Annotated in this window: 21 protein-coding genes; 6 read left to right on the forward strand and 15 right to left on the reverse strand. The window is 70.0% G+C overall.

Translation table 11 applies throughout. The features are described from left to right. The 3 genes from FF041_RS40185 to FF041_RS32520 all read left to right on the forward strand — a co-directional run. Positions 1-949, forward strand: a 949-nt coding sequence (locus FF041_RS40185; RefSeq protein ID WP_153526189.1) for an MmyB family transcriptional regulator, incomplete at its 5' end; no start/stop codon positions are given. Positions 950-1080: 131 nt separating this feature from the next. Then, a complete protein-coding gene (locus FF041_RS32515; protein WP_153526084.1) occupies positions 1081-2394 on the forward strand; it encodes an aminotransferase-like domain-containing protein in 1314 nt (437 codons plus the stop codon). Next, positions 2391-3368 (forward strand): D-alanine--D-alanine ligase family protein, encoded by a 978-nt coding sequence (locus tag FF041_RS32520; RefSeq protein WP_228388796.1) that lies wholly within the window; start codon positions 2391-2393, stop codon positions 3366-3368. The genes FF041_RS32515 and FF041_RS32520 overlap by 4 nt, the downstream gene beginning before the upstream one ends. Before the next feature lie 25 nt (positions 3369-3393). Here the strand turns inward: FF041_RS32520 and FF041_RS32525 are convergent, their stop codons facing one another. From FF041_RS32525 to FF041_RS32580, 13 genes are all read right to left on the reverse strand, one after another. After that, a complete protein-coding gene (locus FF041_RS32525) occupies positions 3394-4140 on the reverse strand; it encodes a hypothetical protein (protein WP_153526085.1) in 747 nt (248 codons plus the stop codon). Between the two features lie 96 nt (positions 4141-4236). Then, entirely contained in the window at positions 4237-5010 is a 774-nt protein-coding gene (locus FF041_RS32530) for a class I SAM-dependent methyltransferase (RefSeq protein WP_153526086.1), read from the reverse strand. A 113-nt stretch (positions 5011-5123) separates the two neighbouring features. Beyond that, entirely contained in the window at positions 5124-5351 is a 228-nt protein-coding gene (locus FF041_RS32535) for a helix-turn-helix domain-containing protein (protein WP_194292268.1), read from the reverse strand. A 29-nt stretch (positions 5352-5380) separates the two neighbouring features. Further along, positions 5381-6634 carry a tetratricopeptide repeat protein gene (locus FF041_RS32540; RefSeq protein ID WP_153526087.1) on the reverse strand — a complete coding sequence of 418 codons (1254 nt, stop codon included), beginning with the start codon at positions 6632-6634 and terminating at the stop codon, positions 5381-5383. 169 nt (positions 6635-6803) lie between these two features. Beyond that, a complete protein-coding gene (locus FF041_RS32545; protein ID WP_153526088.1) occupies positions 6804-7322 on the reverse strand; it encodes a hypothetical protein in 519 nt (172 codons plus the stop codon). A gap of 84 nt (positions 7323-7406) precedes the next feature. Beyond that, complete coding sequence (locus FF041_RS32550; protein ID WP_323393365.1) at positions 7407-7661, reverse strand: DUF5999 family protein; 255 nt, start codon at positions 7659-7661, stop codon at positions 7407-7409. 117 nt (positions 7662-7778) lie between these two features. Further along, positions 7779-9173, reverse strand: a complete 1395-nt coding sequence (locus FF041_RS32555; RefSeq protein WP_323393366.1) for a UDP-N-acetylmuramoyl-tripeptide--D-alanyl-D-alanine ligase — start codon at positions 9171-9173, stop codon at positions 7779-7781. Between the two features lie 21 nt (positions 9174-9194). Then, positions 9195-9851, reverse strand: a complete 657-nt coding sequence (locus FF041_RS32560) for a C39 family peptidase (protein ID WP_323393367.1) — start codon at positions 9849-9851, stop codon at positions 9195-9197. A gap of 25 nt (positions 9852-9876) precedes the next feature. Further along, positions 9877-10878 (reverse strand): threonine ammonia-lyase, encoded by a 1002-nt coding sequence (locus FF041_RS32565; protein WP_153526090.1) that lies wholly within the window; start codon positions 10876-10878, stop codon positions 9877-9879. Positions 10879-10889: 11 nt separating this feature from the next. Next, the gene (locus tag FF041_RS32570) at positions 10890-11864 is read right to left on the reverse strand and encodes a D-alanine--D-alanine ligase family protein (protein ID WP_153526091.1); all 975 of its coding nucleotides are present in this window, start codon (positions 11862-11864) and stop codon (positions 10890-10892) included. 17 nt (positions 11865-11881) lie between these two features. After that, positions 11882-12568: a DUF6415 family natural product biosynthesis protein gene (locus FF041_RS40650; RefSeq protein ID WP_350805067.1), complete on the reverse strand. Its 687-nt coding sequence runs from the start codon at positions 12566-12568 to the stop codon at positions 11882-11884. Beyond that, a complete protein-coding gene (locus tag FF041_RS32575) occupies positions 12565-13038 on the reverse strand; it encodes an ATP-binding protein (protein WP_153526092.1) in 474 nt (157 codons plus the stop codon). Before FF041_RS32575 ends, FF041_RS40650 begins: the two co-directional genes overlap by 4 nt. Positions 13039-13091: 53 nt before the next feature. Then, positions 13092-13655, reverse strand: coding sequence for a hypothetical protein (locus tag FF041_RS32580; RefSeq protein WP_153526093.1), 564 nt, complete (start codon positions 13653-13655; stop codon positions 13092-13094). Positions 13656-13887: 232 nt separating this feature from the next. On the opposite strand from FF041_RS32580, the gene FF041_RS32585 reads away from it, so the two are divergent. Genes FF041_RS32585 through FF041_RS32595 form a run of 3 tightly spaced genes read left to right on the forward strand, consistent with a single transcriptional unit; the run spans position 13888 to position 16277 of the window. After that, entirely contained in the window at positions 13888-15219 is a 1332-nt protein-coding gene (locus tag FF041_RS32585) for a hypothetical protein (RefSeq protein WP_153526094.1), read from the forward strand. Positions 15220-15241: 22 nt separating this feature from the next. After that, positions 15242-15793 (forward strand): GNAT family N-acetyltransferase, encoded by a 552-nt coding sequence (locus tag FF041_RS32590; RefSeq protein WP_194292269.1) that lies wholly within the window; start codon positions 15242-15244, stop codon positions 15791-15793. 10 nt (positions 15794-15803) lie between these two features. After that, complete coding sequence (locus FF041_RS32595) at positions 15804-16277, forward strand: gamma-glutamylcyclotransferase family protein (protein ID WP_153526096.1); 474 nt, start codon at positions 15804-15806, stop codon at positions 16275-16277. A 77-nt stretch (positions 16278-16354) separates the two neighbouring features. On the opposite strand, the gene FF041_RS32600 is transcribed toward FF041_RS32595, so the two are convergent. Beyond that, positions 16355-16606, reverse strand: coding sequence for a type II toxin-antitoxin system RelE family toxin (locus FF041_RS32600; protein WP_228388797.1), 252 nt, complete (start codon positions 16604-16606; stop codon positions 16355-16357). Then, positions 16603-16869, reverse strand: a complete 267-nt coding sequence (locus tag FF041_RS32605; protein ID WP_153482451.1) for a hypothetical protein — start codon at positions 16867-16869, stop codon at positions 16603-16605. Before FF041_RS32605 ends, FF041_RS32600 begins: the two co-directional genes overlap by 4 nt. Between the last annotated feature and the right edge of the window lie 259 nt (positions 16870-17128).

A 17128-nucleotide genomic window follows, 5' to 3' on the forward strand; every position in this document is an offset into this window, starting at 1 on the left:
CCCCAACCCTGCGTACCTGACCGACCGGGTGTGGAACATCATCGGCTACAACGCCGCCATGGCCGCCCTGTGGCCCTGGGTGCGCGAGCCGGGCGCGAACCTCATCCGCTGGGCCATGCTCAGCCCGGAGGCCCGCTTCCAGTACGTCGACTGGAATCACCACGCCGCCGAGTACATCAAGCTGCTCCGGTACGCCAGCACCCGCTACCCGCACGACGCCGACCTGTCGAAGCTGATCACCGATGTGAAGGCCGACCCCGTCTGCGGCCGGTTCTGGGACACCGATGTCGCGGCCGTCTCCGAGTCCCGCGACGGCCACCTGTTCAAGATGGCCCTGCCCTCCATGGGCAACCAGCCCATCGAGGTGATCTCGCACGTCCTGTTCCCCGCCTCCCTCCCCGGTGCCCGCGCCACGGTCATCACCTGGGCCGGAACCGACGAGGACACCACCCCGGCCGCCGGGAGCGGGCAATCGTCCGTCCGCGGTACGGAACGCACGGTCGCGCCCTGGCCGGGCATGCCCTTCGCGACCTCGGAGCGCACCGCGAGCCCCCGCCTCGCCGCAACTCCCGAGGAGGCCGTCGCGCTGGCCGGTCCCCGGGCTGTCCGCCTTCCGCTGCTCAGCACCCTGCTCGGCGGGGACGGCTGCCACCTGGTTCTGGAACCGGAGGCGGGCAGTGTCATCCGCTCCACCCGCCACGCGGACGGGCAGTGGGACTTCTCCGAGACCTCCGCCGCCGACCTCCTGCGCCGGCTCCCCGCCACGGCAGCCACCGGCGACACCCTCCCCGAGTACAAGCGCCTCCTGCGGGCCACCCTCCCCGACGACCCCGCCGAAGCCGCCCGCGCCTGCGGCACCCAGCTCCAGGAAGCGCGCGACCGTATGGGGGCCCTGGCCCAGGTCCGCGGCGAGCTGCTGGTCGGCACCGGGGCGTCCCGTACGGCGTAGCAGGGAAAACGACGCTTCGTCCGTTCCTCCGGCCCCGGCAGGAGGGGCGCGGCCTTGCGGAATGCCGCGCGGTGATCATGCGCGCTCGGTAGTGTCGGTGGCCTTGGACAGTGACGGACAGGAGCGTGCCGATGCAGTCTGACGAGCCTTCCCGGCCGGGTTCGCGGGTGGATCCGTGGCGCGGGCATTACGCGGCACGGGCGGCCGGGATGGTCGCCTCGGAGGTGCGGGCTCTGTTCGCCGTCGCCTCCCGGCCGGAGATCGTGTCGCTGGCGGGCGGGATGCCGAACGTGGCGGCGCTGCCGATGGACGCGCTCGGCGCGCTGATGGCGGAACTGGTGGCCGAACGGGGCGCGGTGGCGCTCCAGTACGGCTCCGCGCAGGGTGATCTGGGGCTGCGGGAGACGATCTGTGAGGTGATGGCGGCCGAGGGCATCGACGGGCATCCGGACGATGTCGTGGTGACGGTCGGCTCGCAGCAGGCCCTGGACCTGGTGACGCGGGTGTTCGTGGACCCCGGGGACACCGTGGTCACCGAGGCCCCGACGTATGTGACCGCGATCGGTGTCCTCGCCGCCTACCAGGCCAACGTCGTGCATGTCGCCATGGACGACGCCGGGGTGGTGCCGGAGGCGCTGGCGGAGACGTTCGCCCGGCTGGCCCGGGAGGGGCGGCCCGCGAAGCTGTTCTACACCGTGCCCACCTTCCAGAACCCGGCCGGCGTCACCCTCACCGAGGAGCGCCGGCCCCGGGTGGTGGAGGTGTGCCGCCGGGCCGGGGTCCTCGTCCTGGAGGACAACCCGTACGGACTCCTGCACCTGGACGCGGACAAGCCGCTGCGGGCACTGCGCGCCGACGCCCCCGCCGATGTGATCTATCTGGGCTCGTTCTCGAAGACCCTCGCCCCCGGGCTGCGGGTCGGGTGGGCGCTCGCCCCGGCGGCCGTACGGGAGAAGCTGGTGCTCGCGGCCGAGAGTGCGATGCTCTCGCACGCCGTGTTCAACCAGCTCGCGGTAGACCGCTACATGCGGACCCAACCCTGGCCGGAACAGCTCGGGAACTTCCGGGAGATGTACCGGGAGCGGCGGGGCGCGATGCTCGACGCGCTGGAGAAGTACATGCCGCCCGGGGTCTCGTGGACCCGCCCGGCCGGGGGCTTCTTCGTGTGGGTGACGCTGCCGGAGGGCCTTGACTCCAAGGCGATGCTCCCGAGGGCGATCCAGTCAAGGGTGGCGTACGTCCCCGGCACCGGCTTCTATGCCAACGGCGACGGACGGCAGGCCATGCGGCTGTCGTACTGCTACCCGCCGCCGGAGCGGATCAACGACGGGGTGCGGCGGCTCGCGGACGTGATCGGGGCGGAGGTGCGGCTGCGGGACACCTTCGGCACCTCGGCCCGCGCTGACAGCACCGGCCCCCAGGCCCCCGGTCCCGACCAGGCATGACGACCACCAAGGGAGAAGAAGGAATGACCGATCTGCGGGTCGTCGTCATCGCGGGCGGCCTCTCGCCCGAGCGCGAGGTGTCCCAGAAGTCCGGCGCCCAGGTCGCCGACGCGCTGCGTCGCGTCGGCGTCGAGGTGGACCTGCGGGACGTGGGCACGGATCTGCTGCCCGCACTCGCCGACGCCTCCGGGGCCGTGGCCTTCCCGGTCCTGCACGGCACCGCCGGCGAGGACGGCACCATCAAGGAGATCCTGGAGCTGGCCGGGGTCCCGTACGTGGGAGCGCGGCCGGGGGCGTGCCGGGCCGCGTTCGACAAGGCGGTGGCGAAGGAGGCGTTCGCGCGGGCCGGGCTGGTCACGCCCGCGTCGGTGACGCTGCCGAAGGAGGCGTTCCACGACCTGGGTGCCGCCGCGCTCACCGGCCGGATCATTGAGAGGCTGGGGCTGCCGCTGTTCGTGAAACCGCGGGCGGGCGGCTCGGCGTTCGGGGTGAGCCGGGTCGACGCGGCCGAGCAGCTCCCGGAGGCGCTGATGGCGTGCTTCGCCTACCACGACGAGGCGCTGATCGAACGCCTCGTGACCGGCACCGAGATCGCCATCGGGGTCGCCGACCTGGGCGAGGGCCCCTTCGCGCTGCCCCCGGTGGAGATCGTGGCGGAGGGGCTGTACGACTACACCGCCCGCTACACCCCTGGCGCGGTCGAGTTCCACCATCCCGCCCGGATCCCCCCGGCGGCGGCCGAAGAGGCCGCCCGTGTCGCCCTCGCCGCCCACCGGGCCCTGGGCCTGCGGGACCTGTCCCGTACGGACGCCATCGTCACCGGCGACGGCAAGGTCGTCATCCTGGAGACCAACGTCGCACCCGGGATGACGCTGACCAGCACCTATCCCATGGCCCTGGAAGCGGCCGGGCTCGGCTTCGGCGACTTCTGCCGCGACCTGGCCTCTGCGGCGGAGCACCGCCACCGCTCCTGACCCCCGGCCTGCTCCGGCTGCTCGTTCAGCCCCGGGCCATCTCGGTGATGGAGGGCCGCTGTATGAGGCGGACGCCCTGGTGGCTCACGATGCGGATCGCCTCGTCGGCGGCTGCGTTGGTGCGGTACGGGCCAGCCCCGGCGACGATCCGGCGGATGATCTCGACCTGCCATCCGGACGGCCGCCGGCTGAGGGAGCGCACCAGGGCGTCGGTGGGGTGGTCGGCCGTGCAGGTGGGCGGGGGCGGTGTTTTCTCGGCGCTGGCCAGGGCGGTGGCGAACGGGAGGCGGCGTCGGCCCCGACCAGGGCCCGGTGGGGGTTCCATCTCGCGGAGGATCCTGATCTTCCAGGGGTGCGGCAGGGCCTGGTAGCGCTGCCAGAGCTGCTGGGCGGCGTTGCCGTAGTGGGCGCGGCGGGGTTGTGCCTCGGGCCACCGGTCCGCTGCGCCGGGGTCGCACGCCCTGGCCCAGTGGGCTGTTTCGCTGATCAGCTCGGTGATGTCGCGGGCGACGCGCTGGGTCTTGCCCTGGGTGGCGCAGGCGTGGCTGGTCTGGATGCCGAGGGCGACGGACCAGGACACGGCGGCGTGGTCGCGAGCGGGCAGGGAATCCCACAGGCTGCGGAGGGTCAGCTCCCTCCATAACAGGGGGCCGATCTCCCGGGCGGCTGCGGCGGCATCGCCCACGGTGGTGGTCGTGTCCCAGGCGGCGAGGACGTCGAGTGCGCGGCGCACCCGGTCGAGTGCGTCGCGGCTGTGTGCGTGGGGCGGCAAGGGCTGTTCCCTCGTTCAGGACTGGTCAAGGACGGCCCGCCGCGGCCCGGGGAGGCGTGGGCCCGGGGCGCGGCGGGCTGGTGTGCCCGCAGAGGGCTACGGGTGGCTGGTGCGCTGGTAGAGGGAGATGTGTTTGGTGCTGGTGCCCGGCTCGTAGGGGGTGCGGTTCCAGTCGGCCCAGCGTTCCCGCAGGGTGAGGCCGGCCCCGGTGGCGAGGGTGTCGATCTCATCGGGTTGCCAGTACCGCATCTGTCCGGGCAGGACGCGCGGCAGGGCGCCGTCTTCGAGGACGACCTCGTTGTAGTGGAACTCCCCGGCTTCCTGGTGGTTCTCGGCGGCGAAGAGGACCGTGGTGCCCGGGGCGAGGCGCTTGAGGGAGACGGTCTGCTGGTGCGGGAAGACGCCGGGGTGCGGACCATCGGGAAGGCGCTCGCCGGGGCGGGGGACGAAGGTCTCGATCAGCACGACACCCTGCGCCGTCAACATCTCTGCCGCCCGGGTGAGGAAGGCTCGTTGGGTCGCCTCGCTCGCCAGGAGGAAGAAGGTGTTGAAGCAGGCGAAGACCAGGTCGACGGAGGTTGCGTGGCGGTAGTGGGCGGCGTCGGCGGTGACCGGGGTGATGGGCAGGTGGCCGGTCTTCTTGGTGAGCTGGTCGGTCATCTCGCTGGAGGCGTCGACCGCGACGACGGGGACCCGCTCGGCCAGCGGCAGGGTGACGCGGCCGGTGCCGGAGCCGATCTCCACCGCCGGAGTGTCGCCCGCTAAGGCGGCCAGGAGCACGATCTGCTCGGGCGGAGGGGTGAAGTCCCCGTACAGGTGGTCGTACTGGTCGGCGGCGCGCTCACCGTAGGTATCGCTCTCGTACGTCATGGGGCATACCTCTTTTCTCGCTTGTCATTGGACAGAAGGGCGTTCTCGTACCCCGGCCGTGGTCGGCGGACTGCCGGGGCATCCGGGCATGGGCAGCAGCGGCCCGGGGCCGGTCAGGTGGTGCGCTTGCGCGTCGCCCCACCGCGGCTGCGGAAGGTGACGTCGTCGCGGTCGCCCAGCAGGCGATGGACGTAGCCGTACGACCGGCCGGTCGCCTCGGCCCGGATGCTGGAGCCCTCGTTGTAGGCGGCGGCCATCTTCGCGGCGGTGTTGGCGATGGCCTCGGGGCTGATGCGCTTCGCGTACGGGAGCTGGGGCAGGTCGTCAATGATCGGGGACATGGATCTCATCTCTCTGGTACACGGTTCGGTCAGGGGAGGCGGGCGAGCAGCCGGGTGATCTCGTCGCCGGGGTGCGAGGGCTCGTACAGGGCGGCGGCCTGTTTGAGCAGGTGCTGGGCGGTGTCGTGATGACCGTGCGCCGAGGCTTCGCAGGCGAGGTATTCGAGGGTGCGGGCCTGCCAGCGGGTTTCGGATGTGTCCTCGAACGCCTTCAGGGCCTGGTGGAGTTCGGCGAGGCCCTGCTCGTGGTGGCCGGTACGGAGGCGGGCCCGGCCGAGGAGGGCGAGCGCGCAGGCGGCGTCAAAACTGGTACCCGGCGGGGGCAGCAGGCCGAGGGCGCGGGTGAGCAGGGTGGTGGCCCGGGGCAGGTCGCCGTCTGCGAGAGCGATCTCTCCGGCGATGACCGAGGCGAGGGCCACGCCGTCGTCGTTCCCGCATCCTTGCCAGAGGGCGATGGCCTGGTCCAGGCAGAAGGTGGCGGTGTCGGGCCGGGTGGCTTCCTGATGGCACAGGGCCTGTCCGAACGCGGCCCGGCCCTCGTCGTGACCGTCGCCAGCGGCGCGGGCGTTCTGCCGCAGGTCGGTGAACCAGCCGAGGGCGTCCTCGGTGGCACCGACCGCGATCAGTCCGGTGGCACCGTAGAACAGCATTTCCCGCTCGGCCGGCCCGTGGCCTGTCCGGCGGGCTGCGGCCAGGCCCAGGTGGGTGGCCTCGGCCCACAAGGAGACGGGCCGCCGGTCCACGAGCAGCGGCCACAGGCCGTGAACAAGCTGCCAGCACAACTCGTCCCACCCGTTGGTGGTGGCCGTCCACAGCATGGTGCGGAGGGTCGACCGGTGTCCGGCCAGCCAGCGCATGGCTCCGTCATCGGCGAACGGCACCCGACACCGTTCCGTGGCCGCGCGGGCCAGGAGGGGACGCCGGGGCAGGAGCTGTTGGCGGGCGACAAGCGAGCAGATCACGCTCCACTCGCACACGCGCCGAACAGCGGCCTTCTGCCCGTCTGAGGGTTCATGGGCCCCGGCCTGGTGGCGGGCGTGTCCGGGAGAGGCGAGCCGGTAGCGGCGCCTCGCCCCGGAGGCCCAGGGCTCCACCAGTTCGTGCTCGGCCAGGGTGTGGAGGACGGAGTCGGCCGAATCCCAGTCGAGCGCTGACGCTGCTGCGGTGAGGTCCGCGTCGATGACGACGGTTCCGGGCAGCGCGCCCAGGAGCCGGTAGGTGTGCTGGGCGTCCGGCGCGAGCCGCTCGTAACGGTGATCGAGCATGGCGGTGGAAAAAGGCATGGCGGCTTCCCGAGGGCTGGGAGCGGAACTGTTCATGGGGTGAGGACTTCGGCGAGGCGCCAGTACGACAGACTGATCAGGAGGATGGGGTGGTCGCTCAGCCCGGTGGTATCGATACGGCAGGGTCTCTCTCTGCTGGGTGGGGTGGGTGGTCGGGACGTAGCTCCCATTAGGCGGCGCGGCGCCGGGGAGAGCGCGGGGTGCGGGCACGGGGCCGTGCTGGCATCGGTATCGAGGCCGGGGAGCCGGTCAGCGCGGCGACCAGGTCGGCCACCGTGTAGTCGCGGTGGGTACCGGGCGGGGTGAGCCAGTGGATGTCCCGGCAGCGGACCGCGACCGCGGGCGGAATCTCCACGATCACCCCGGGGCGCAGGAACCGCGTACCGGGGACGTTCCAGTGCCCGGGTCGGGTGCTGCGGGGTATGAGGAAGGTGACGACGCGGGGGTAGTCGTTGACCACGACGGGGCCGTGCGCCAGACCCGGGTGGGCGGTGAGGGTCCGCATGGCGCTCTCGTACGGGACGCGGACGGCCTGGAAGTGTTCTCCGGTGGGCACCCGGCTGACTTCCGTGGGACGGATCCAGCCCTCGTACGGCCCCCCGTAGGTGGGGTAGGCGAGGCCGTTCTCATGCAGGTACTCCTCGATGATCCCGCGCTGCGGGGGCGCGGCCGGAGCGGGTGAGCGCATGGGGGTCTGCCTTCCTCGGCTCTGGGGCCGGGTGAACGAGGGTGGGGGGCGGGGTACCGGACGTCCGGGCAGCGGCCTGGAGGTTTATGCGGCGGCCTGGGCCAGCGGGGCGATGATCTTCCCGTTCGGCAGCACTTCTCCTCCGTCGAAATGAACGACGCCGTTGCAGAGGAGGGCCCAGCCGGCGAGGCAGTCCCGGCTCACGGAGACCGCGGCGGACCGGTCCTCGGCGTCCGGAGCCGGACACGGCGGACGGTGCGTGCAGCCGCCGGCGGAGATCACCGCGCGGGCGCCGACCGCCCGTGCGGGCGGTTCCTGGGCGGTTCCGATTTCGGGCACGGCAAAGTCACCTCTCAGAGATTCGGGCACGGCAAAGTCACCTCTCAGAGAAGGGGGAAGCAAGGGGTGCGGGAGCCGCCCGGGGCCGGTGGCCGGGCCCCGGGCACCGTGGCCGCTCTAGCCGGTGGTCTGGTGGAGGGCTTCGGCGAGCTGCTGGAGCTGGACGTCCCGGCTGGCCTTGAGCAGGACCACGTCGCCCTCGCGCAGGGTGTTTCGGAGGAGTTCGAGCGCGCTGACCTGGTCGGGCAGGTGGACGGCGGTGATTCCGCCGGCGGCGGTGGCGGCTTCCTGCATCCACCGGGCCTCGTCGCCGCCGATGGTGATGAGCCGGTCCACGCCCTGGGCCGCCGCGATCCGGCCGACCTGTTCGTGGGCGGCCCGGGAGTCGGCGCCGAGTTCGGCCATCTGTCCCAGGACCGCGATGGTGCGCCGGTCCTCCCGTGCGCAGCCGAGGGACGCGAGGGTTTGGAGCGCGTGGAGCATCGAGTCGGGGTTGGCGTTGTAGGCGTCGTTGACGATGGTGACGTCGTCCGCGCGCACGGTGGTCTCCATGCGCCACCGGGACTGGGCCGTGGCGTCGCTGAGCAGCTTCGCGGTCTCGTCCACGCCGAGGCCGGCTTCGCGGGCGACCGCGGCGGCGGCGAGCGAGTTGAAGACCTGGGGCTCTCCGGCGAGGCGCAGGCGGACCGGTGCGCTGCCCTCGGGGGTGATGAGGGTGTAGCGCGGCTGCCCCTGGGCGTCGATGGTGATGTCGGCGGCGCGGATGTCGGCGTTGTCGGTGGTGCCGAAGGTGACGATGCGGGCGCTGGTCCGGTCGCGCATGCCCAGGACCAGGGGGTCGTCGGCGTTGAGGACGGCCACGCCGTGGGGTGGCAGGGCTTCGACGATCTCGCCTTTGGCCTGTGCGATCTTGTCCTGGCCGCCGAACTCTCCCAGGTGGGCGGTGCCGACGTTGGTGACGACGCTGATCGCAGGCGGGGCGACGGCGGCGAGGTCTCGAATGTTCCCGAGGTGACGGGCGCCCATCTCCAGGACCAGGAACCGCGTCCCGGTGGTGGCCCGGCTGACGGTGACCGGCAGGCCGATCTCGTTGTTGAAGGACTGCTCGGTGGCGACGGTCGGGCCTGCGGCGGGCAGGAGCTGGGCGATGAGGTCCTTGGTGCTGGTCTTGCCCGCCGAGCCGGTGATCGCCACGATCGTGGTCTCGGGCAGGCAGAAGCGGACCAAGTGCCCGGCGAGCCGGGCCGCCGCAGCGAGGACGTCGTCCACCACGATGGCCGGGGCGCCCACCGCGCGCCGGGTCAGGGCGGCGACGGCCCCCGCCCGGACGGCGGCCCCGGCGAAGGCATGCCCGTCCGTGTGTTCTCCGGACAGAGCGAGAAAGAGGCTGCCCGGCCTCACGGTGCGCGAGTCGAAGACGAGAGGCTCGGTCACGCGGGCGTCGGGGTCGGGTACGTCGGTGAGGAGGCCGTCGACCACGCTGGCGACGGCGGCGAGGGACATGGGTTCCACGGGCTGTTCTTTCCGGTCAGGTCAGCGAGACGCCGGGGCCGTACGGTCGGCGGCCGACGAGGGGGTGCGGGGGCGGAGGTCGAGGGCGATGCCCCGGCCGGCGAAGAAGTCGGCGAAGCGGTCGGCGGACAGCGTCGCCTCCCTGGCCACTTGCGTGTGGCCGGAGGGGTTGTTGAAGACGAGGTTCCCCTCGGGGGTGCGGCCCCGTACGAGGACGAGGTGCCCGCCCCGGCGCGGCGGGTCCTCATGCGGGACCCGGATGCCCTTGGCGACCGACGCCATCACCAGACGGCCGCCGTCCAGCAGGCCGGTCAGCTCGTCCATCGTCAGCTGGGGGCGCACGGTAGCGGCCAGACCATGGACGCCCTGGGCGTAGTGGGCGAACGGGCCGTAGATGAGGCCCTTGATCGTCCTGTCCTCCTCGACAATGTAGCCGCCGTACTGGCGGGCCCCGGCGAGAAGGTCGAAGAGGGTGGGGGCATGGCCGTCCCGGTGGAGGAGGGCCATCCGCAGGCAGGCCATCCCGCACAGATGCCGACTCCAGGTCCGGTACTCCTCCTGCGAGGCCGCGCCGCTCACGGCCCAGCCCGGGTCGGCGCCCGGGTCGTGGCCCTCGTAGGCGATGGCGAAGACGAGTTCGGGACTGGCGTACTGGGTGACGACTGGTACGTCGTGCACCGGCCGGGGCACTCCAGGGGCGGGTTCATCGCAGCAGGGCGGCAACATGAGTGTCCTCTCGGGTCATGGCGGTGTCGATGAGAGATCGGTAGAGGGTCCAGTCGACGTTCCCGCCGGAGAGGATCACGCCCACCGGACCGGGCGGAAGCCGGTCCGCAGCATGCAGGAGTCCGGCAAAGGCGACGGCCCCGGACGGTTCGGCGGCTGCCCGGTAGTGCCGCCACAGCCAGGCCATTGCGTCGGCGATCACCGGCTCCGGCACCGTCACCACCCCGGCCAGCAGTCTTCGGTTGATTTCGAACGTCAGGGCACCCGGCTGGGTGTGGCCGAGTCCGTCTGCGATCGTGGACGGCACGGGGATCCGGATTCGCCGACCGCTGGCGAGGGAGCGGTAGGTGTCGTCGGCGGCGGCAGGTTCCACTCCGATCACACTGATCTTCGTCTCGCGGTCGGAAGCGGCCAGGGCGGTGCCAGCGGCCAACCCTCCTCCGCCGACCGCCACCAGGATCGCGGCCAGGTCCGGGCGTTCCCGCAGCATCTCCCACGCCGCTGTACCGGCCCCGGCGATCACTGGGTGGGAGTCGGCCGAGGGCACGATCGACAGACCCTCCTGTTGGGAAAGCTCGTGCACGATCTCGTCCCTCCGGCCCATCGTCCGGTCGTAGGTGGCGATCTTCGCGCCGAGTGCCTTGATGCCCTGGACTTTCGTGTCCGGCGCGTCGGCGGGGATCACCACGGTGGCCGGGGCCCCGAAGTGCCGCGCCGCGAGTGCCAAGGCTTGGGCATGGTTCCCGGACGACGCCCCTACGATGCCCGCCCCGCGCGACCCGGGTGCGAGAGCGGCCACGGCGTTGACCGCACCCCTGATCTTGAAACTGCCAGTGAGCTGCAAATTCTCGGCCTTAATCACGATCTCCCGGCCGAAGCGCTCGTCAACTGCAGCCGAGGTCAGCAGCGGAGTCCTCGCCACCAGGTGGTGGATCCGGTCGGCGGCAGCCAGGATGTCGTGGGACGTCAGCAGCGACATGTCGGGCTCCTTCAGGGCTGGCGACGGCGGTCGGTGCGTGCGCTGCGGACGATGTGGGCGAGGAGCTGCTCGTAGGAGAGCCCGCCGGCCTCCGCCATCCGCGCCAGGTTCCCCCGGCGCGACAAGCCGGGCAGGGTGTTGACCTCCAGCCACACCGCGCCCTTCTCAGCAGAGACCACGAAGTCGTGGCGGCTGTAGCCGTGGCAGTGCAGGGCGAGGTGGGATCGGCGGGCGGCGATCTCCAGATCCTGGAGGACGGCCTCGGGGAACTGCGCCGGACAGTGGTAGGTGGTGACGTCCTGCTGGCGCTTGGCCCTGAAGGAGTAGACGCCCTCGTCGGTCGCTGTCTCCAGCGGCGGCAGGACATGCAGGGCACCGTCGTGATCCTGGAGGACTCCGACGCTGACCGACCGGCCGTCGATGTATGCCTCGGCCATCATCGGGACCTCGCTCGCCTCCCGGATCGCGGTGGCGAGACCCTCCGGGGTTTGGGCCAGGGTCAGCCCGATCGAGCCGCCCTCGCTCACCGGCTTCACAATCACGGGAAGCCCGTGCGCGTCGGCGATGCGCCTCGCCTCGATCTCCGGCACGGTGCCCGGCACGACCGGAGTGCCAGCCGCGACGCGCACACCGCGGGCGGACACGATGTCCTTCGCAGTGGTCTTGTGCATCCCGACAGCCGAGGCGAATACCCCGCTGCCCGTGTACGGCACGCCGAGGAATTCCAGCAGCCCCTGCAGCCGACCGTCCTCGGCCCCCCGTCCAGCGATGGCGAGGAAGGCCAGCTCGGTGCCCTGCAGTCCCGCCGCCAGCGTCTCCCGGTCCTCCCGCAGGTCGAACATCCGGGTCTCGACGCCGAGGCCACGCAAGGTCTCCGCGACGGTGGAGCCGGAAAGCAGGGAGCGGTCGCGCTCCAGGGACCATCCACCGGTGACGACAGCGACAGGCGCGGCGAACTCTCTGGGGTCGATGAAATCAATCTTCATGAACGGCTCCTTCAGCTTCAGCGGTACTGACTGGGTTGCTTCATCTGTTCGTCGCGGAACCCGATGCCGACGAATCGCCGACCCCCCTGAAGGCTCTCGGGGCTCGGGCCGGATAGAACCCCGCCGGAGAGTCCGTAACCAGCGATCAGGGCAAATTCGAGGCACGAAGCGTGCAGACGGCCCGTCGAGCGACCAAGCGGCTGCCCTGGCGCGGGATGCTTCGACTCGCTCGGACGGTGCCAGTCCAGCCGGTGCGGTCCCGTCTGGGGGAGGCCGATGACCAAGCAACAGAGCATGTCCCGTGTGGCGGTTGCCAGATCGTCCAGGTACTGACGGGCTTGAGTCATGGTGAGCGGGTCCTCAGCCCGCAGCAGGCACTCCACACGCCGAAGAGCTTTTGCGTCTCGTCTTCGCGCGGTGGATCCGGCTCGCTTGCGGAGCACAGGGACCAGCTCCCGCAGGTGATCCCTCAGGCGTCCGGTCAGGTCCTGGATGGTCGGGCCGGTCGGATAGGCGCCCTCCCCGATCACGGAGTCGAGGGACGCCTGCACCACGTCGAGGGAGACAGGCAGAGGATCGTGCTGGAGCCCCGTGAGCGCACCAAGCAACCGTTCGAGGACCTCTCGACCGTGAGGTGGCTCCCACTGTTCCGTGGGCACACGCTTCGGTACCCGATGCGCCAGATCGTGGCCGGGCCCTGTCATGAGGGCTCCATGCCCGCGCCCAGCACGCCCTGGAGTTCGCACCAGGTACGGGTGCCATCGGCGCTGGTACCCCACCTGCTGGCGATCTGGTCGACCAACAGCATGCCGCGACCGCTCTCGGCATACAGGTCGTGCTGTCTGCGTACGCTCGGCTGGCTGGTGGAGCCATCCGTGACTTCGATGCGTACCGTTGCCCCTTCGAACGAGACCGAGAAGCCGACAGAGCCACAGCCGTTCTGGATGGCGTTGGTGATCAGTTCACTGATCACCAACTCGGCCTCGTCCACCGTCCGGTGAAACCCCCAGCGGCGGAGGGCCGCCCGCCCGATGCGGCGCATCTGGGAGACGCGGCGGGCGTCCTGGGGACTGATCGATTCACCGACCGCGGGGTGGCCGCACTCGAACTCGACGGTATGGCGCCCGGCTGAAGGGCGGACCGCCGCAACAGCTCGGTGCAGGGTTACGGCCATCACGCGGCCCCCTCGGGGTGGGCATCTGAGCCGGTCAAGGAATTCATTGCTTGTCATCCCTCCCAGGTCCAATGGCGGAGGGTGTGCTGGGAGGACCTCATCCGCGTTTCCTCCGTCAGGAACTGAGTTCTCGCCTGATCGAGGCACCGGGCAAGCGGGACAGGGTTGGTCAGGTCGGGAGGGTGCATGCCAAGGGTCGTCGGCGGTTGCAGCCAGCACGCCGCCGAATCGGCCTTGGGCTCCAACGGCGGGATCAGGATGCGGTGGCCCGTCCCCAAACAGATGGGGCGGCGGGCCCCACGAGGCCACTGGGTCGCGTCCATCAAGTCGGACCATTGGCTGCTCGTCCCCGCCGGTACGAGGATGAGGACGAGGTCCAACGCAGTGTTGACGACCGCTGGCCCGATGGGCTGCTCGTAGGCGTCCAGGATCCTGTGGGCCAATTCGGCGACCGCTCGCCTGCAGAGCACGCCGTCGAAGGCGACCCCACAACGGACATTCCGCGACCGGAATGGTTCGCGGCGCCACGCGTTGATCGCATCGTCAAAGGCTGCGGCCTGCGCGAGCCAACTGCTGGTGACATCGGACTCGGGCGCTAACGCAGTGCTCATCACCATGGAAGAACCTCCAGGTTGTTGGCACCCCCCACACGCCGGACGCAGGCTGCGTGCGGCATCACTAAGTGCAGCCAAGTGTTGGGGCTCTGACCAGGTCGTTTCGCCGGAATCTTCACTGCCCTCGTGCCGCCTTCGACCCGCCCTTTACCCGCCCTTTTGCCTTGATGCCGAGGTCGCAGCGTTGCCGGGCTACTACGGTGAGTTGAGTCATCTGGAGCGAGAGGTTGCCGCTGTGGCAGATCCGAAGCAGGGGAACATCGCGCTGCGCCGGGCCCGAACCGCCCTGCAACGCACGCAGGAGCAGATCGTGGAGGATCTCGCGCAGGAGGCCGAGCGGATGCACGCGGCCGGCGAGATCGACAAGCGGCCCAGCTTCAGCGTCCGGCAGTACGGCAAGTGGGAGGGTGCCTCTCCTCCATGGCCCCACCCGGTGGCGCGCAAGGTTCTGGAAGCGGTCTTCGGCCAGTCGATGGCTCAGCTCGGCTTCACCTCTCCGTACGAGACAGGGCCGACCGTTCATGAAACAGTCCCGTTCCTGGCTTCGACAGATGCGCCCGGCACACCGCCCGGCGTTGCTCCCGACGTCTCTGCCCCTCTCTCCGATCAGCCGCTTCCCTGGCTGTCGTACTCGGGGAGGTCGAACGGTTCCGGCTGGCGCATCGGTGAAGCCGAGGTTGAACTCCTTCGCAATGCCGCTGACGACATGGACGCGATTGATCAACGCTCCGGTGGCGATCGACTCTGGAGGCCCACGCGTGCCCAGCTCCTCTGGGTACATCAGATGATCGATCGCGGCATCTACAACGAAGCCCTGGAGCGAGAACTCCACGCCATCTGCGGGAAATTCACAGCCAGCCTCGGATGGTTCTGCTACGACGCCGGCCTTCAAGCAGAAGCCCGCTATTACTTCTCCGAAGCATTGAACTCCGCGAATTTCACGGGTGACGACTCCCTCGCCAGCCGGACTCTGAGCATTATGGCAAGGCAGGCCGTCGACATACCGAATAAGGGCAGGGAGGCTATCCGGTGCGCGCGCCTCGGGCTGTTCCGCGCCAAGGACTGGAGTGCACCTCCCCGAGTGATGGCTCTGCTCGCGATCAGGGAAGCTCAGGGGCACGCGCGCGTTGGGGACGCCTTCGCCTGCTCAGCAAGCATCCGAAGTGCCTGGCAGCACTGGGAGAAGGGGACCACAGAAAGGGACCCCGACTGGACCATCTTCCTCAATGAATCCGAGATGGTCTGCCTGGAGGGCATGTGCTATCTCGACCTTGGGCAATTCGCACGGGCACAGAAGCTGCTGACCCGCTCGGAGAGGATGCAGGATGTCGCCCATTCCCGGAATCGTGGAATGTGTCTTGGCCGACTGAGCATCGCCGCACTCCAGAACCGCGACCTTGATCATACTGTCGAGGCCGCTACCCAATCGCTCCGTCTGATCGAAGGCGGCATGGCTTCGACCCGGGCGACTCATCAACTCCGAATCGTTGCCGATGGGCTTGCCTTACGCCACCGTGGACGTACTGCGGCAGCACTGGTGGAACAAATCAACGAGCATACTGCGTGAACGGAGAAAGGAAGTGCACGGCATGGAAGCCGAGTACCAGCGCTACGACGGGGTAACCGCGAAGACCGTTGCGGACGAGCTGGTCGACACGTACTCCGAGGTGTATTCGGTCCCTCCGTACGTGGATGATCCGTTCTTCACCGTTGACATGTTCGGGGACCGTCTCCACAGGGCGTTCGGTATGCCCGGGTTTGAGGCGGTGACGGCACGAGTGGACGGGCAGGTCGTCGGGTTGGTTCACGGAGTGACTCTGACGGCGGACAAGCCCTGGTGGGTGTCCCTCGATGACAGGGCCGGCGACAAGCTCCGCACAGCCGTCGAGAACGGCGAGGTCTTCTGGCTCCGTGAACTCATGGTTCGCCCCAAGTACGGTCGCCAGGGGCTGGGCCGGCAGCTCCACGACACCATCATCACGGGGCGCGAGGAAACGGCCACGGCGCTCACCTGCGTCATCGGCAATGAGCCCGCCCACAGCGCGTATCTGCGCTGGGGATATCGCATCATGGGACAGATCAAGCACGCGCCGGAATCACCCGTCTACGACGCGATGGTTCTCTCGTCCCACCCGATGTGAAAGAGGCTCGATGCTCCACCGCTCCACGGCTTCCCCCGCGACCGCGGTCGCGGGGCCCGACCGGCTCGCCGCCAACCCGGACGTCCTCTTCGTGTACGGAACGCTCCAATTCCCGGAAGTCCTTGAAGCACTTCTCGGACTAATACCGGACAGCGTCCCCGCCACCGCACGAGGTTGGCGCGCGGCGGCCCTCGCCAACCGCGTCTATCCGGGCCTGGTAGCCGCCGACGACACCGCCACCGGTCTCCTGCTGACGGACCTCAGCCCGGAGGAGTGGCGCGTCCTCGACACCTTCGAGGACGACTGGTACGACCTTCGCCGGCTGCACCTGGCGTCAGGCGGCCACGGCTGGGCTTACGTCTGGCCCGGTGACGAGGTGCTCCCTGGCAACTGGGACGCGGAGGCATTCCGTAGCAGGCACCTGTCGGCCTACGCGGCCCGCTGCGCGCGCATCACCACCCGAGATGATGCGCGCGTCAGCTGAGAGCTGTCGTCCGCGGGCCCGCTCCGTACGGCTGGAGCACGGGATACAGCCCTGTCCGGAACGCTCTGGAACCGGAGTCAGGGTGGACCTTGGACCCGGGTCACGGATACGATCTCGACTGTGGTCGAGACGTAATAGACGGTGATGCACCCGCCGACCACAGCCTCGCGGTAGTCCTGTTCCTTGAGCGCCTTCGAATTCAGTCCATAGGGGTCGGCGGCAAGTCGGCGGATGTCCGCCTCGAATCTCCTCCGGGTCTCAGAAGGCAGGGCCTTGAGGCTCGCCAGGGCCACGTCGGCATATCGCACCCGGTAGGGCCAGGCGGTCACCGCCCGGCCTCCAGGGTGTCGTCCTCCAGGCTGGTAAATCCGCTGAAGTCTCCCGCCCTGAGCTGCTGCACCAGGGCCTCGTCCTCGTCGTGGGCCTCCTGCGGCCGGCCCCAGCGCGCGGCGATCAGCGGCACCTCCGTCAGCGGAGCGGACCAGATCTCTCTCTCGAACTCGTTCCGCTGCTCCTCGGGCAGGGACGCACGGATGCCTTCCAGCGTGCCTGGGAGATCTACGATCTCCCCGCCGATAGTGGTTCGCAGCAACGGCTCCTGGCCCACGGGGGCTCCTCTCCACTCACAGTTCCGGCTGCTGAGCAGTCTCCCCAACCAGAGGCGGAGGCCGTGGGAGCGCAACACGGCTTTCCGGAGCACTTCTTGGAATTGCACAGCTTCATGCGCCCCCTGCGCTCAGGGGCCTGGGTCAGTGTCCGGGGTGACCGCTCCGGCAGTGACGCCGAGGAGCCGGTGGAGGTCCGCGGTGACGACGCGGTAGGCGTTGCCGAGTCGGAGGACCGTGACCGGG

It is taken from the genome of Streptomyces jumonjinensis (genome assembly GCF_009600885.1).
In the GTDB taxonomy this organism is placed as follows: domain Bacteria; phylum Actinomycetota; class Actinomycetes; order Streptomycetales; family Streptomycetaceae; genus Streptomyces; species Streptomyces jumonjinensis.

Coding starts and splice junctions, on each gene's coding strand:
- FF041_RS32515 (WP_153526084.1), top strand. CDS start 1,081: ATGCAGTCTGACGAGCCTTCCCGGCCGGGTTCGCGGGTGGATCCGTGG.
- FF041_RS32520 (WP_228388796.1), top strand. CDS start 2,391: ATGACGACCACCAAGGGAGAAGAAGGAATGACCGATCTGCGGGTCGTC.
- FF041_RS32530 (WP_153526086.1), bottom strand. CDS start 5,010: ATGACGTACGAGAGCGATACCTACGGTGAGCGCGCCGCCGACCAGTAC.
- FF041_RS32535 (WP_194292268.1), bottom strand. CDS start 5,351: ATGTCCCCGATCATTGACGACCTGCCCCAGCTCCCGTACGCGAAGCGC.
- FF041_RS32540 (WP_153526087.1), bottom strand. CDS start 6,634: ATGCCTTTTTCCACCGCCATGCTCGATCACCGTTACGAGCGGCTCGCG.
- FF041_RS32545 (WP_153526088.1), bottom strand. CDS start 7,322: ATGCGCTCACCCGCTCCGGCCGCGCCCCCGCAGCGCGGGATCATCGAG.
- FF041_RS32565 (WP_153526090.1), bottom strand. CDS start 10,878: ATGTCGCTGCTGACGTCCCACGACATCCTGGCTGCCGCCGACCGGATC.
- FF041_RS32570 (WP_153526091.1), bottom strand. CDS start 11,864: ATGAAGATTGATTTCATCGACCCCAGAGAGTTCGCCGCGCCTGTCGCT.
- FF041_RS40650 (WP_350805067.1), bottom strand. CDS start 12,568: ATGACAGGGCCCGGCCACGATCTGGCGCATCGGGTACCGAAGCGTGTG.
- FF041_RS32575 (WP_153526092.1), bottom strand. CDS start 13,038: ATGGCCGTAACCCTGCACCGAGCTGTTGCGGCGGTCCGCCCTTCAGCC.
- FF041_RS32580 (WP_153526093.1), bottom strand. CDS start 13,655: ATGGTGATGAGCACTGCGTTAGCGCCCGAGTCCGATGTCACCAGCAGT.
- FF041_RS32590 (WP_194292269.1), top strand. CDS start 15,242: ATGGAAGCCGAGTACCAGCGCTACGACGGGGTAACCGCGAAGACCGTT.
- FF041_RS32595 (WP_153526096.1), top strand. CDS start 15,804: ATGCTCCACCGCTCCACGGCTTCCCCCGCGACCGCGGTCGCGGGGCCC.